This window comes from Exiguobacterium sp. s34 (assembly GCF_018617435.1).
Taxonomy (GTDB): Bacteria; Bacillota; Bacilli; order Exiguobacteriales; family Exiguobacteriaceae; genus Exiguobacterium; species Exiguobacterium aestuarii.
Genome location: NZ_JACSKE010000002.1, coordinates 585453 through 599684, shown reverse-complemented (window position 1 = coordinate 599684; position 14232 = coordinate 585453). Strand labels below are relative to the sequence as shown.

Here is a 14232-nt window from a genome sequence, read left to right as displayed (position 1 = left end):
GTCATCGATTGACGGGTCTCTGTCTGTTTCATACGTGTGAATGAATGTTCGATGCGAGCGTTGTGAGTTCTTCAGACGTGAAGGCATCGTTTTGTGTGATCCATTTTGCGCCGAATCCGTCTTCGTGTCCGAAGCGCGGGATTAAATGAATATGGAAGTGATAGACCGTTTGTCCGGCAACTTCTTCGGCGTTCGACAAAACGTTCATTCCGATTGCGCCCGTTTCGCGTTGAATCGCCTTGGCGATGGTCGGGACGCGTTTGAAGACGTCCGCTGCGACCTCTTCCGGCAGTTCGTAAACATTTTTCGCATGGTGTTTCGGGATGACGAGCGTGTGACCTTTTGTCACTTGAGAGAGGTCGAGGAAAGCGACGACCGCCTCATCTTCATACACCCGATACGACGGGATTTCTTGTTGAGCGATTTTGCAAAAGATACAGGTTGAATCGGTATGCATCTTCATTCCTCCATTCTGAAAGTCATTTCTGTTTCATCATACCACGGAAATTCAGGCGCAAGAACGATTGGAAGGGAGATTGATTCCTTTTATAATTGAGGTAAGTACTATAGAAAGGAGGCGAAAAGATGTCGTACACAAGAAGTCGAAAAAAAGAACGTCATTCAAAAGCGTTACTCGCATTATCTGTGATCACCATTTTAGTCGGAGCTATTGTCTTCTATATATATGGATACAAGCCAGCGGCGGAGCAAGATAAAATTCATGTCGCATTTAAAGAGGCCTTATTAGAGGAAGACCGTACTTTCTTTGAGGAGAAAGTGGAATATCAAGGAGAAGCGTTGACGCGTGCGGAGGCACTACGGTTTATGGGCTGGCTGAACGATGAAAAATCCATCCGTAGCGATGCCATCGCCGAAGTCGCACAAGATCGTGCGAATCGGACGAAAGGGATGGAGGCAGAAGGACTGTTTCGATTGATTGATACAGGTGAAGGGCGTTTTGGCTTTTCAGATTATCGGATTGAATTATTGCCACAACAAATTGACGTCACTTCGGACGTACCGATGACGAACGTTTGGGTCGATGGCCAACGTGTCGGAAGAATTGATGAGGCGAACGGACGATTCACGTTTGAGAGGATGCCGGGAAGCTATGATGTGAAGGCGGTCGCCGTCGCAAAAGGTGAGACGGTGTCTGAAACGGAAACGATTCAATTGATCACGTCCGAATCGATTGATTATGCACTCATGCCGGAATCGAGCGAAGCGATTGCGGGGCAATTTGATTTGAAGCGGGCAGAGCTCATTGAAATTGAGGTCGAGGCGCAAACCGGTCATCCATTAGAAAGGATTGATTCATTGATCGGGCAATCAAAACGGAAGGTTCAAGAAACGTTAGGCGAACCAGATGGGAAACGTGATGGGAAATGGGATTATGAACGTTTGACCATCGTGTATGAAGAGGGGGACGTGCAATCGGTTATGGTTGATCTTGATAAACGACCAGACGACTTGATTGCGTTACTCGGAGAACCGAAAGAAAAGACGGAGCACCAACTCGGCACGGAGTGGGATTACGGACAATCGTTCTTCGAATCGTTCTTCACGTTCTTTGGTCTTGAGACAGAGAAGCAATTTATTGAAAAGAATGACGCGATGTATTTATTGATTCAATGAAAAAAAGAGGGACATTCCATTATGGAAGCCCCTCCTGTACATAAATAATTATTTTTTACGCATTGATTTCATGACGAACGATACGATCAAGATAAGAAGAATCGCACCGATAAGCGCTGGGATAATCGCGATATCCGCTACGATTGGTCCGAAATCACCGAAGATGAGTCCACCCAACCAAGCACCGATAATCCCCGCGATGATGTTACCGATAATTCCACCTGGTACGTCCTTACCTAAAATTAATCCTGCTAACCAACCGATGATACCTCCGATAATCAAATAAAGAATAAACCCCATAATTCATTTCTCCTTCCTCTGTTTGCCCATTGTTCTTTTCAACGATTTTGTGGAACAATGGGAGTATTGATGTTTTATTTTAAAATGCCTTACAGTTCAGATTATTCCCATGTGACAACATTTAAAACATATACCACGAAAAAAAGTTGAAAATGAAAGGTGTGGTTTTCATGCTGCACGTCGATCGATTGAACGGCGGATATATCGGTAAGCAAGTTTTGCATGACGTTTCGTTTGAAGTGGAAAAAGGAGAGCTCGTTGGGTTGATAGGGCTAAACGGAGCTGGTAAATCGACGACAATCAAACACATTTTGGGTCTCTTGTCACCACTATCCGGAAAAATCGAAATTGATGGAGAGACATTAGAATCTTCAGAAAAAAGGTATCGTAAGAAAGTGAGTTACATACCGGAGACACCCATTTTATATGACACATTGACCTTACAAGAACACATCGAATTGATGGGAAAAGCATATGATGTGAGTCCTGATGAGTTGACTGAACGGACGAAGCGCTTAGCGAAAGAGATGCGGATGGAAAAACAACTTACCTGGTTCCCGTCTGTCTTCTCGAAAGGGATGCGTCAAAAAGCGATGATTCTATGTGCTCTTGTGACGAAAACGCCGCTCCTCATCGTCGATGAACCGTTCGTTGGTCTCGATCCATTGGCGATTCGACAGTTACTCCAACTATTTGATGAATATAAACAAGACTGTGCGATTTTGATGTCGACCCATATCTTGGAGACGGCGGAGCGACATTGCGATCGGTTCGTCTTCCTTCATCAAGGTGTCGTCATCGCAAACGGAACAGCTGCACAGTTGCGAGAGAAGTATCAATTATCACCTGATGCAACGCTCGATGATATTTATGTAGAAGCGATTGCTTCGGAGGAACGATCGTCATGAATCGATTTACTTCAAGACTAGGCAACTGGATGGAAGAGGTCGTCAAATATAGTCGCTACGTCGCGAACGGAGGGCTATTATTTACACTTTATTTCACCTTGATTTACGGGGCATTCGTCTACAACAACTTTTTAGAGCGAATTGATACGACGTTTCCGGGGGCATGGATTGCCGCAGCGGTGCTCATCCTGATTCCGCTCGGTCATCGTCCGAGAACATTCATCCAAGAGGCGGACCAAGTATTCCTACTCCCTGAATTAGGTACCATTCGTTCATATATGGTGGGTGTTCGTTTATTTAATGTCGTTTTTGCTACATTACGAGCCCTTCTCATCTTACTCGTGTTATTGCCACTTCTCGTGCGTACAGAGAGTTATACGAGCTTAGAAGTGTTGTCTTTCGTCATCACGATGACGTTACTGTCAGTTGCGGGTCGATTGGCGAAAGTGGAAGGTGTAAGCGGGTGGATGATTGTACCGTTCGCGATGGTAAGTGGTGCTTTTCTTCTAATGGATTGGACACAATGGGCATGGGTACCGGCTTTTATGCCATTCATTCTTTTACATGTGAAGCGAAATGAGCGAATTCCGCTCCTACAATGGTTGGCGCTAGAGGAAAAGAGTCGGGCACAGTTTGAACGGGTGATTAGCTGGTTCGTCGATTTACCAACTTTAAAAGAAGAAGTTCGGGAGCGACGACTGCTGACAAAACTTCTCGAAAAACGAGTACTCCAACGCGTTGATGCTTCTCGTTACGTATATGGTCTTCGTGTTTTGCGTTCGAACGATTCACTTGACCTGATCCTGCGATTGACGGCGGTGGCACTCATCGTCATGTGGATGTCAGGCGGGTGGTATGTCGGATTCGTCACGCCACTATTCGTCGGACTGACGGCGTTGCAGCTCGTTCCACTGTTTAAGCGGTTAGAGGCAATTTCGATTGTCTCCTGGCTACCGATTACCCGGGACGAGCGGATTGAAGGCTATTCGTGGTGGGCGATGAGGTTGCTCATCGTCCAGTCCATCGTGCTCGTGCTTGCTTCGATTGGATTTGGTGCGACGTGGGATGCGGCGGTAGGGCTTGTCTTATCAATCGTTCTCATTCGTTATTATTTAAGACGATTGGTGTAAAATATATATTGAGTAGATTTTCTAAAACAACGGACGGACGAGGTCGCTCAAACGAGACCTCGTTCGTCTTTCATTTGTGATGAAGGATAGAAAGAATGTTTCTTGAAAGGATAACAGTCACTCATCTTCTTTTTGGACGACTTATAAACTTGACGAAAAAGTAAATCATAAATGAAATAAAAGCGAGTAGAAATAGTGCGAAATCAAGTGCGTTCAACATGCAATCCCTCCAATTAAATATACGAGCTGGCTTCTCCATCTGATTGTATCTTTTTCCAAAAAAGAATAGAACAAAAAAAGAGGCTAGTCACCGTAGTACGTTGACCAAGCCCCACATCAATTGAAAATCGTATTATTTCTTAGGTGACATGACCGACACACTCGAACCGAGAATTTTCGGAAGGCGTCCTGGTTTTTCTGTTGCTTCTTCGATTTCACCGTAAGCCGATACACCGTGTTCTGCGATATCGAGACCGACATCTTCTTGTTCTTCTGTGACACGAAGACCGATTGTGACGTCAAGGAGTTTCAAGAAAGCGTAGCTTCCGCCACCAGCGATGACCATGGCGATCAATACGCCGAGTGTCTGTACGCCGAGTTGTGTCAATCCGCCGCCGTAGAAGAGTCCAGCAGAACCGATTCCCGTGATTTCGACAAGACGAGGAGAAGCGAAGAAGCCAAGTGCGAGTGTTCCGATGATCCCAGCCACACCGTGTACAGAGAAGGCACAGAGTGGATCATCCACATATTTCGCCATCAAGATGCTCGTTCCATATGTTGCAATCGATGCGAGTGCACCAATGACGACTGCTGCCCACGGCTCTACGAACGCACAAGCCGCTGTGATGGCAACGAGTGCTCCAAGCACACCGTTGACGATTGTTGGGATATCGGCCGTTTTACGATGGAGCATCACGATGGCAAGGGCACCGAGCGCACCTGCTGCTGTTGCGAGCATTGTTGTCAGCGCTACGTAACCGAAGAATCCATCTGCGACTGACATCGTTGAACCGGCGTTGAATCCGAACCAGCAAAGCCAAAGCACGAGACCACCAACAACAGTTAATACGTGGTTATGACCAGCAAGTGATTCCGTCTTGCGACGTGGTTTTAAGATGATCGTAGCCATGAGAGCTGCCATCCCACCTTGAAGGTGAACGACTGCTGATCCTGCGAAGTCTTGCATTCCCATCGATCCAAGCATTCCGCCAGCCCATACTGAGCGTGCAACGATTGGGTAAAGGATGGCAACGAAGAAGATACCGAAGAGAACGTAGGCAGAAAGCTTAGCCCGTTCCGCGAATCCGCCCCAAGCGATTGCGAGGGAAACTGCAACGAATGATAACTGGAATAAGAATTTGATATCGATTGAGACGTTTGCCCAATCGAGGCTTGTGAACGATCCACTTAAGAAGAATCCTTCTGTCCCAAACCAAGTCGTCCCGTCACCGAACGAGAGGCCGAACCCGACCGCCCAAAAAGCGAGTGCCGCCACAGAGAGGCTGATAATTTGTTTGACCGCGACGTGCCCGGCGTTCTTCGCCCGGAGCGTCCCTGTCTCGAGTAATCCGAAACCTAATTGCATCGTCAATACGAGCAATGCAGCGATGAGTACATACAGCGTGTCCATATAATAGAGAATGTCTTCCATGTTCATGCCCTCCTTTTTCTTAGGTGCTTTCCAAAAGTTGACTTCAGTGTAAAACGAAAAAAGGATGTTGGATTGCATTTTGTCAGATTATCTGACATAGTTTTTTTATTAAGGAGGGCGAGGGTGAATGGACTATAAATCGAAGAAAGTGATCGGGATGGGCGTCGTGACAGAATTGACGGGACTTTCTGAGCGTCAGGTCCGCTATTATGAAGAAAAAGGTCTCGTCTTTCCGGAACGAACAAAAGGTGGTTCACGTAAATATTCCTTCCATGACGTGGAGCGTTTAGTTGAAGTGGCAACCAAGCTGGAGGATGGGTGGCGGATTCAAGATATTAAAGAGCGCGAACGTCGATTATCGGCGAAACAGCGTGATGATTTGATTCGGGGTCAGTTGAATTCGGCCTTCCGAACATTTCCGACAAAAAAATGACACAAAGAAAACACAATGAAAATGCTTCACATTAGCATAATTCTAATTAATTTCTGTATAATGTTTTTGAGTTCACAAACACGAGAATAAAAGAGTGTAGGAGAAATTTAGAGGGGAATGACGCGACGTATGAACGATACTATTTTAAAAGCGTTTAAAGGAGAGGCGACAGATTATGTACCTGTATGGTATATGCGCCAAGCCGGACGCTACCAACCGGAATATCGAGAGATTAAAAAGACGAGGTCACTATTCGAGATCACGCATGATCCTGAACTTTGTGCATATGTCACGGAACTTCCGGTGAAACAACTCGGAGTCGACGCGGCCATTCTATATAAAGACATCATGACGCCACTTCCATCAATGGGTGTGGATGTCGAGATTAAGAGCGGGATTGGTCCGGTCATCGATAATCCTTATCGAACAATGGAGGATGTAGAACGCTTAAAACCGTTAAACCCGGAAGATATCTCATACGTCTTCGACACGATCCGTCTATTACGAGAACGACTTGAAGTGCCACTCATCGGGTTTTCAGGGGCGCCGTTCACATTGGCGAGCTACATGATTGAAGGAGGTCCATCACGGAACTACCATCGTACGAAAGCACTCATGTATTCAGAGCCAGACGTATGGAATGCGTTGATGGCAAAACTCGGTGACATGGTCATCACTTATGCGAAGGCGCAAGCGGATGCTGGCATTCAGGCGTTCCAATTGTTTGATTCGTGGGTCGGGACGCTCAGCCGTAAAGACTACGCGCGTTACATCAAACCGACGACGGAACGTATTTTCAAGGAATTGCGTTCCCTCGATATCCCGCTCATCATGCATGGGGTTGGAGCGAGTCATCAAATCGAAGAATGGCACGACCTTCCACTTGATGTGGTTGGACTCGATTGGCGTCTGTCTGTTCAAGAAGCGCGCGATCGTGGCATTACGAAGGCTGTCCAAGGGAACTTAGACCCGTCGTTCTTACTGGCTCCGTGGCCGGTCATCGAAGAGAAGGTAAAAGAAATTTTAGATGAAGGAATGAAACAGCCAGGATACGTCTTCAACTTGGGACATGGGGTGTTCCCGGAAGTCGATCCGGCCGTACTCGTCAAACTGACGGCATTCATTCACGACTACTCACGCGAAAAAATGGGAGGCAACTAATCATGAAAACAGTCGGACTACTTGTCATGGCGTACGGCACACCGTACAAGCCGGAAGATATCGAACGCTACTATACGCACATTCGTTACGGACGCAAACCGTCACCGGAAGCACTCCAAGATTTGACGGAACGCTATGAAGCGATTGGTGGTGTCTCTCCACTCGCAAAAATCACGATTGATCAAGCGGAGACGCTTCGTGACATCTTGAATGAGCGTCATGCAGGTGAAATCGAGTTCAAACTGTATATCGGATTGAAGCATATCGAACCATTCGTAGAGGATGCGGTCGCGCAAATGGCGAACGACGGCATTAAAGAAGCGGTATCGGTCGTATTGGCACCGCATTACTCATCATATAGCGTCAAATCATATAACGGTCGTGCACATGAAGAAGCAGCGAAATATGGCATCGACATCCGCTCAGTTGATTCTTGGTATGACGAACCGAAATTCATCAACTGGTGGGCAGATGCAATCAAAGAAACGTTTGCAAACTTGCCTGTACCGGCTGAAAAAGCATGTCTCATCGTATCGGCTCATAGCCTTCCTGAAAAGATTTTGGCTGGGGGCGACCCATATCCAGATCAATTGAAAGAGACGGCAGACAAAATCGCTCAGGCGACAGGTGTTCCGAACGTTGAAGTCGGTTGGCAGTCAGAAGGGAACACACCAGATCCATGGATTGGACCAGACGTCCAAGACTTAACGGCTGAACTTTATGAAAAGCATGGCTACGAAGCGTTTGTGTATACACCGGTCGGCTTTGTCGCAGATCACCTTGAAGTACTATTCGACAACGATGTTGAATGTAAAGTCGTCTGTGACCGCCTAGGAGTTCACTATGCTCGTCCAGCTATGCCAAATGCAGAGCGAAGCTTCATCGAAGCCATCGCGGATCGAATGGAAAGCGTGATTGTACATCATGCGTAAATTTACGATTGTCGGTGGTGGGATCACAGGTCTCACCGCCGCTTTTTATGCGGAGCGTTATTTGCCGGAAGATGTGTCGATCACATTGCTCGAGGCGACGGATCGCCTCGGCGGAAAGATTGATACGTATGAGACGGGCGAGTTTGCGGTTGAACGCGGACCGGACTCGTACGTTTTTCGAAAGACAGCGATGACAGAATTGATTGAAGACGTCGGTTTAGGTGATGAACTCGTTCGGAACGGTGTAGGGCAGGCTTATGTCCTCCATCATGACGGGCTTCATCCAATCCCGAAACAGACAGTGATGGGGATTCCGCTTGATGTCAACGCGTTTCGTGAAACGACACTGCTCTCTGAAGAAGAGCATGAGGACTTGAAGAAGATGTTATTGACGCCACCCGATGTGGAAGCGCCAGACTCTGATGTCTCGCTCGGTCTCTATCTTCGTGAGCGTGTCGGAGATCCGATTGTCGACCGTTTGATTGAACCGTTACTCTCTGGCATTTATGCCGGGGACATCGATCAAATGAGCGCGATGTCGACATTCCCGCAGTTCATCGAGGGAGAAAAGAAATACGGGAACTTATATGAAGGAATGCGTCATTTGCGTCCTGAACAGCGGGTCGCTGAAGTTGGTGCGAAGAAAGTCGGTCAGTTCGCCTCGCTGAAACGGGGACTCAAATCGCTCACGGACCGCCTGGCTGAGCGATTGGAACGAACTGAGGTCGTGTTGAACTGTTCCGTCGAACAAGTATCCGAACGTGAGGACGGGTATCGCCTCTTTACGAATCGTGGAGACATCGATACGGACCATCTCGTGTTGACGGTCCCACCTCGCCTCATTCGTCAGTTCCTCCCGAAAGTCGATAGTGACTTCTTGGCAGAGATGAAGCCGCATGCGACAGCGACTTGCTCACTTGTCTTTAAAGAAGAAGATATCGAGCTTCCATTCGTCGGGACAGGATTTGTGACGAGTCAGGAAGCAGACGTGACGATTACGGCGTGTACGTTCATCGACCAGAAATGGCCACATGCCGTACCGGAAGGATATCACGTCCTCCGAGTCTTTTTAGGTCGACCGGGGGCAGATGACATCGTCGAAGCGTCCGATGATGAGATTGTCGAGACGGCGTTACATGATCTTCGTGGTCTCATGCGGATTCACCGTGATCCGATTCAAACGGTCGTCAGTCGACTTCGTGACGGATTGCCGCCTTATGCGGTCTTTCATGCGGACCGCGTCAAAGCGCTCCGAGCTGAGATGAGCCGGGTATACCCTGGAGTTATTTTGGCCGGGATTGCCTATGACGGGATTGGGATGCCGGACTGTGTGAAGAGCGTGCGGGAACAAGTGAAGGCATTGCGTGAAAAAAATTGAGATTTGATGAAGGGAGGGTTCGGATTGTTCCGAATCCCTCTCTTTTTGTTATAGTTAGAAGCGAAAGAGAAAAAGGAGTGATGGAAGATGGCAACGTATAAACTTTTTGTATCAGACATGGACGGTACGATTTTGCACAACCACACCAAGATTGCGAACGAGACAGCAGAAATCGTTCGTGAAGCAGAAGCAGCAGGGATTCGATTTGCTATTGCGACGGGGCGCAACTATGTGAATGCGAAACAAATCTTAGACGAGGTCGGACTCTCTTGCCCAATCGTTTCGTCGAATGGGGGACGCGTGCTCGACACGTCGGGAGAAGTCCTTCACGAAATCGATTTGACGATCGAAGAGGCGCTCCAAGTCATCGATGTCCTTCATCAAGATGACAAATATGCGGACGTCTTTTACGAGATGTACACGGAAGCTGGGCTTGTGGCGAGCCGTGGCGACTTGATTGAAGCGTCGATGAAAAACTTGAAAGCGAATGGTGACGATCGCTCGCTTGAGATGTACGAATTCTTCAAGAATCGCTATTACGTCAATGAAGATGTGAAGATTGTCGACGACATCGAGGGCTTCATTCGTGAAGAAGCAGGGCGTGTCTACAAGTTCATCGCGTTCTCAAGCCATCTTGAGAAAATGACGGCTCTTTGGAAAGAAATCGAAGCACAAGTCGATGGGGTGTACGTCACGTCTTCAGGTAATGACAACATCGAAGTGATGGCACATGGCGCAGATAAAGGTAACGGTGTGACAAAACTCGCTGAACATTATGGCATCGATTTATCGGAAGTCGTCGTTATCGGGGATAACTTGAATGACGTCCCGATGTTCAAAGTGGCCGGTAAAGGGATTGCGATGGGCAACAGCCACAAAGACTTGATTGCCATCAGCGACCATGTCACAGAGCGTCACGACGAGTACGGTGTGGCGAACGCCTTGAAACGTGTAATGACAGGTGAGTGGGAGTAAAAGATTTGTCGAGGCATCGTCTCGTTTCGTATAATACGAGTAACGAACATCCGACTAGGAGGAAATAGACTGTGAAATTTATTTTTAATCCGGATATCCGCGACCCGAAGCTTAACTTGGCGGTCGAAGAGTATATCTTAAAACACTTGAACGTAGATCATGAAGATTACTTCTTGTTCTATATTAACGGCCCATCAATCATCATTGGGAAGAACCAAAACACATCAGAAGAGGTCAACTTGAAGTACATCGAAGAGAACGGCATCGATGTCGTTCGACGCCTTTCTGGTGGAGGTGCCGTTTATCACGATGAAGGAAACTTGAACTTTAGTTTCATCACAAAAGACGATGGCAACTCGTTCAACAACTATAAGAAGTTTACGCAACCAATCGTTGATGCGTTACGCAACCTCGGTGTCGAGGCTGAACTAACGGGTCGTAACGACATTCAGGTCGGAGAGCGTAAAATCAGCGGGAACGCCCAATTCACGACTCGTGGACGTATGTTCAGCCACGGAACACTCATGTTCAACTCGAATATTGAAGAGGTCGTCAACTCGCTCAACGTCTCGGAAGAGAAGATGCGCTCTAAAGGGATCAAATCGGTCCGTAGCCGTGTGGCGAACATCACTGAATTTTTAGAGCGTGAGATGGAGATGGAACATTTCGTCGAGGCGTTGCTCCATTCGATTTACGATGGCGAACAGCCAGAGCGTTACGTACTTCGTGACGAGGATTGGGAAATTGTCCACGATATCTCGAAAGAACGTTATGCGAACTGGGACTGGAACTTTGGGAAGTCGCCGAAGTTTGATGTCGAGTCGAAACGTCGCTTCCCAATCGGTACAATCGATGTCCGCTTGAACGTCAACAAAGGGACGATCACAGAAGCGAAGATTTACGGTGATTTCTTCGGTGTCGGTGACATCCAAGATGTCGAACGAGCGCTTGTCGGAACTCGTTTCGAACGCTCGGCAATCCGTGAGCAATTGATGCAACTCGATTTGAAACATTACTTCGGAAATGTTGAGCTCGAGGAATTGGTTGATTTGATTAGTTAAGACAGTCAAGACGATCTCTACGGAGGTCGTCTTTTTTTTGGCAGTTTCGTGAACGTTGATGCTACGGATTGCACCGGGACAGGAGAAGGCGTATCATAATTTGTGCAAGCGCTTTCGTGGAGGCTGGTCAAAATAGGAGGAGTAACGATGTATCGGAGGCTCAGTGAATGGATGGATGCAAGTCGTATGTGGGTGACGGAACAAGCGACGTTTGAACGGGCTGTCATGGCGGTAGGACTAGAGTTGGAACGTAAAGAGATCGTCGATTCTTCATTTATACGAGTGATTCTGGATCAAGAGACGATTATTCCGTCTGGAGTGAGTGACGTGGCCGTTCCGGTGGCTGTCATCGATGTTCCGGTCTCCATCTCAAAACGAGACGGCATATCACTCCTTCACTTGTTACATCCGTGTGAGGTGAAGACGATCACGGGTGAAATGATTCACGCGAAGGCAATCTTATTGATTACAGCTACGACGGAACCAAAAAAACAGGCGTACCATAAATTGATTGATGATTTACTTATGGACGACGAGTCGCTTCAAGCGCTCGTGCATGTTCAAAGTCGAACGGGATTGTATCACTTACAGACGAACTTTTTGGAAGCGTTTTCTTATTGAAGCATTTCATGTACAATAGAAGTAATTGAAAAGGGCGCGGACAACGTGCTCTTTTTTATGGCTCAAAAGTGAATCATCATTCATTTAAAGGGGGATTACCATGGCAAACTTAGTCAAGTCACTGCAGGAAGTAGTGGCTGCTCACCCGCAAAAAGCAGCGTACGTGTTTGGGGAAGACACGGTGAGTTACGGACAGTTTTATGGGCAAGTCAAGGCGATGGCATCGACGCTTGAACAAAAGGGGATTGGACAAGGCGACCATGTCGCTCTCGTTCTTGGCAATAGCCCTGCGTTCTTGATTGCGTACTTCGCTGTGTTGTCACGTGGAGGGGTCGTCATTCCGATCAACCCTACATACACGCCTGATGAAATGGCGTACATTCTGCTTGATGGAGACGTAAAAGGGATAGTTGGATTGTCACCGCTTGTCGCACAGGCGGAGGCGGCACTTTCAAAGTTGCCACAACTAAAACTCGTCATCTCGGTCCCATATGCCGATGTACCGGCATTGAAACGGGAAGGCGAAATTGAGTTTATTCCGTTCGCGGAAGCGTTCGCAGAAGCAGAGGGGACGTTCGTCGAAGTAGACGAGGAAGAGGTTGCTGTTATCCTCTATACGAGTGGGACGACCGGAAAACCGAAAGGCGCTTTATTGACCCACCGAAACTTGTTCTCGAATGCGCACTCCATCGGGGAATATTTGGATATCACGCCAGAAGATAAGGCGCTGGCGGCATTACCGATGTTCCACGTGTTCTGTTTGACGGTCATCGTCAATGCGCCGCTCCTTCGTGGTGCAACGATTGTCATCTTGCCGAAATTCTCACCACAAGATGTGTTCGACTTAGTGCCGAAGCATCGTGTGACATTATTTGCGGGAGTGCCGACGATGTACAACTTCTTGCTGCAGACGGCGATGAAAGTACCGGCTTATACGTCAGCGTTGAAACATGTACGCGTGTTCGTCTCAGGAGGGGCGAGTTTACCGGTCCAATTGCTCGAGTCGTTTGAGAAGATGTTCGAATGTAAGATTCTCGAAGGATATGGACTTTCTGAGGCGTCACCGGTCACTTGTTTCAATCCGCTCCACGGTGAGCGAAAAGCTGGGTCAATCGGTCCTTCAATCGTTCACGTCGAAAACAAAGTCGTCGACGAGCTTGGGGAAGAAGTCGGCGTCGGGGAAGTCGGAGAATTGATTGTACGCGGACCGAACGTCATGAAAGGATATTACAAGTTGCCGGAAGAGACGATGATGACGCTCCGTGACGGATGGCTCTATACGGGAGATTTGGCGAGACGTGACGAGGACGGTTATTTCTATATCGTCGACCGGAAAAAGGATATGGTCATCGTCGGAGGTTATAACGTATACCCTCGTGAGGTAGAAGAAGTTCTTTACCAACACCCTGACATCGTGGAAGCGGCAGTAATCGGTGTGCCGGATGCCGAACAAGGGGAAGCGGTGAAAGCATTCGTCGTCACGAAACATGAAAATGTGACGAAAGAGGACATTCGTGCATACACACAAACGAAGTTGGCGAAATATAAGCAACCAACTTATATTGAGATCATCGAAGAGCTTCCGCGAAATACGACAGGTAAGATTTTACGTACGGTCTTAAAAAGCGAAGCGTTTCAAAATAGTTGAGTAAAGGGGGGCGACTACGAGTCGTCCCTTTTTTATCATTTCATTTGACACTATTACGGGGTAGGGGTATATTGGTGGTGAGGTGATCAACATGGATGAATTTTTGCATGAACAACCACTCGTTCCGCGTGATGATGCTGAGCGGGAAGCACTCGGAAAGCGTCTTAAACGAATCGAAGGACAAGTCCGGGGAATTCAAAAGATGGTCGAGAACGACCGATACTGTGTCGATATTTTGACGCAGACGTCGGCTATTCAAGCTGCGCTGAAGCAAGTCGAGATGCAACTGTTAGAACGTCATATGCGCAAGTGTTTGGTTCACGCGAGTGAGACGGAGGACATGGAACCTTACATTGATGAATTGATGACGATTGTCAGCCGCATCAAAAAATAAGGAGG

At 47.6% G+C, this 14232-nt stretch carries 15 protein-coding genes; 12 read left to right on the top strand and 3 right to left on the bottom strand.

Features of this window, described 5'->3' with window-relative positions; all coding sequences use genetic code 11:
• Positions 1-28: 28 nt before the first annotated feature.
• Complete coding sequence (locus KNO87_RS06650) at positions 29-457, bottom strand: HIT family protein (RefSeq protein WP_214794528.1); 429 nt, start codon at positions 455-457, stop codon at positions 29-31.
• A gap of 128 nt (positions 458-585) precedes the next feature.
• Between KNO87_RS06650 and KNO87_RS06645 the strand changes: the two genes are divergently transcribed.
• Entirely contained in the window at positions 586-1635 is a 1050-nt protein-coding gene (locus KNO87_RS06645; protein ID WP_214794527.1) for a hypothetical protein, read from the top strand.
• 48 nt (positions 1636-1683) lie between these two features.
• Here the strand turns inward: KNO87_RS06645 and KNO87_RS06640 are convergent, their stop codons facing one another.
• Positions 1684-1935 (bottom strand): GlsB/YeaQ/YmgE family stress response membrane protein, encoded by a 252-nt coding sequence (locus KNO87_RS06640; RefSeq protein ID WP_214789707.1) that lies wholly within the window; start codon positions 1933-1935, stop codon positions 1684-1686.
• A 170-nt stretch (positions 1936-2105) separates the two neighbouring features.
• Between KNO87_RS06640 and KNO87_RS06635 the strand changes: the two genes are divergently transcribed.
• A complete protein-coding gene (locus tag KNO87_RS06635) occupies positions 2106-2843 on the top strand; it encodes an ABC transporter ATP-binding protein (RefSeq protein WP_251126490.1) in 738 nt (245 codons plus the stop codon).
• A complete protein-coding gene (locus KNO87_RS06630) occupies positions 2840-3973 on the top strand; it encodes an ABC transporter permease (RefSeq protein WP_214794524.1) in 1134 nt (377 codons plus the stop codon). The genes KNO87_RS06635 and KNO87_RS06630 overlap by 4 nt, the downstream gene beginning before the upstream one ends.
• 352 nt (positions 3974-4325) lie before the next feature.
• Here the strand turns inward: KNO87_RS06630 and KNO87_RS06625 are convergent, their stop codons facing one another.
• Entirely contained in the window at positions 4326-5630 is a 1305-nt protein-coding gene (locus KNO87_RS06625) for an ammonium transporter (RefSeq protein ID WP_251126759.1), read from the bottom strand.
• A gap of 121 nt (positions 5631-5751) precedes the next feature.
• On the opposite strand from KNO87_RS06625, the gene KNO87_RS06620 reads away from it, so the two are divergent.
• From KNO87_RS06620 to KNO87_RS06580, 9 genes are all read left to right on the top strand, one after another.
• Complete coding sequence (locus KNO87_RS06620; RefSeq protein WP_074032630.1) at positions 5752-6057, top strand: MerR family transcriptional regulator; 306 nt, start codon at positions 5752-5754, stop codon at positions 6055-6057.
• Between the two features lie 117 nt (positions 6058-6174).
• Positions 6175-7218 carry a uroporphyrinogen decarboxylase gene (gene hemE, locus KNO87_RS06615; protein ID WP_214794520.1) on the top strand — a complete coding sequence of 348 codons (1044 nt, stop codon included), beginning with the start codon at positions 6175-6177 and terminating at the stop codon, positions 7216-7218.
• A gap of 2 nt (positions 7219-7220) precedes the next feature.
• Positions 7221-8150, top strand: a complete 930-nt coding sequence (gene hemH, locus KNO87_RS06610; RefSeq protein WP_214794518.1) for a ferrochelatase — start codon at positions 7221-7223, stop codon at positions 8148-8150.
• On the top strand, positions 8143-9528 hold the full coding sequence (gene hemG / locus KNO87_RS06605; protein WP_214789697.1) for a protoporphyrinogen oxidase: 1386 nt from the start codon (positions 8143-8145) through the stop codon (positions 9526-9528). Before hemH ends, hemG begins: the two co-directional genes overlap by 8 nt.
• An 87-nt stretch (positions 9529-9615) precedes the next feature.
• A complete protein-coding gene (locus KNO87_RS06600; RefSeq protein ID WP_214794516.1) occupies positions 9616-10503 on the top strand; it encodes a Cof-type HAD-IIB family hydrolase in 888 nt (295 codons plus the stop codon).
• Between the two features lie 71 nt (positions 10504-10574).
• A complete protein-coding gene (gene lplA, locus KNO87_RS06595) occupies positions 10575-11564 on the top strand; it encodes a lipoate--protein ligase (protein ID WP_214794514.1) in 990 nt (329 codons plus the stop codon).
• A gap of 147 nt (positions 11565-11711) precedes the next feature.
• On the top strand, positions 11712-12185 hold the full coding sequence (locus KNO87_RS06590) for a PTS sugar transporter subunit IIA (RefSeq protein WP_214789690.1): 474 nt from the start codon (positions 11712-11714) through the stop codon (positions 12183-12185).
• A 100-nt stretch (positions 12186-12285) separates the two neighbouring features.
• On the top strand, positions 12286-13833 hold the full coding sequence (locus KNO87_RS06585; protein WP_214789689.1) for a long-chain-fatty-acid--CoA ligase: 1548 nt from the start codon (positions 12286-12288) through the stop codon (positions 13831-13833).
• Between the two features lie 91 nt (positions 13834-13924).
• Entirely contained in the window at positions 13925-14227 is a 303-nt protein-coding gene (locus KNO87_RS06580; protein ID WP_214789688.1) for a metal-sensitive transcriptional regulator, read from the top strand.
• The last annotated feature ends 5 nt before the right edge of the window (positions 14228-14232 follow it).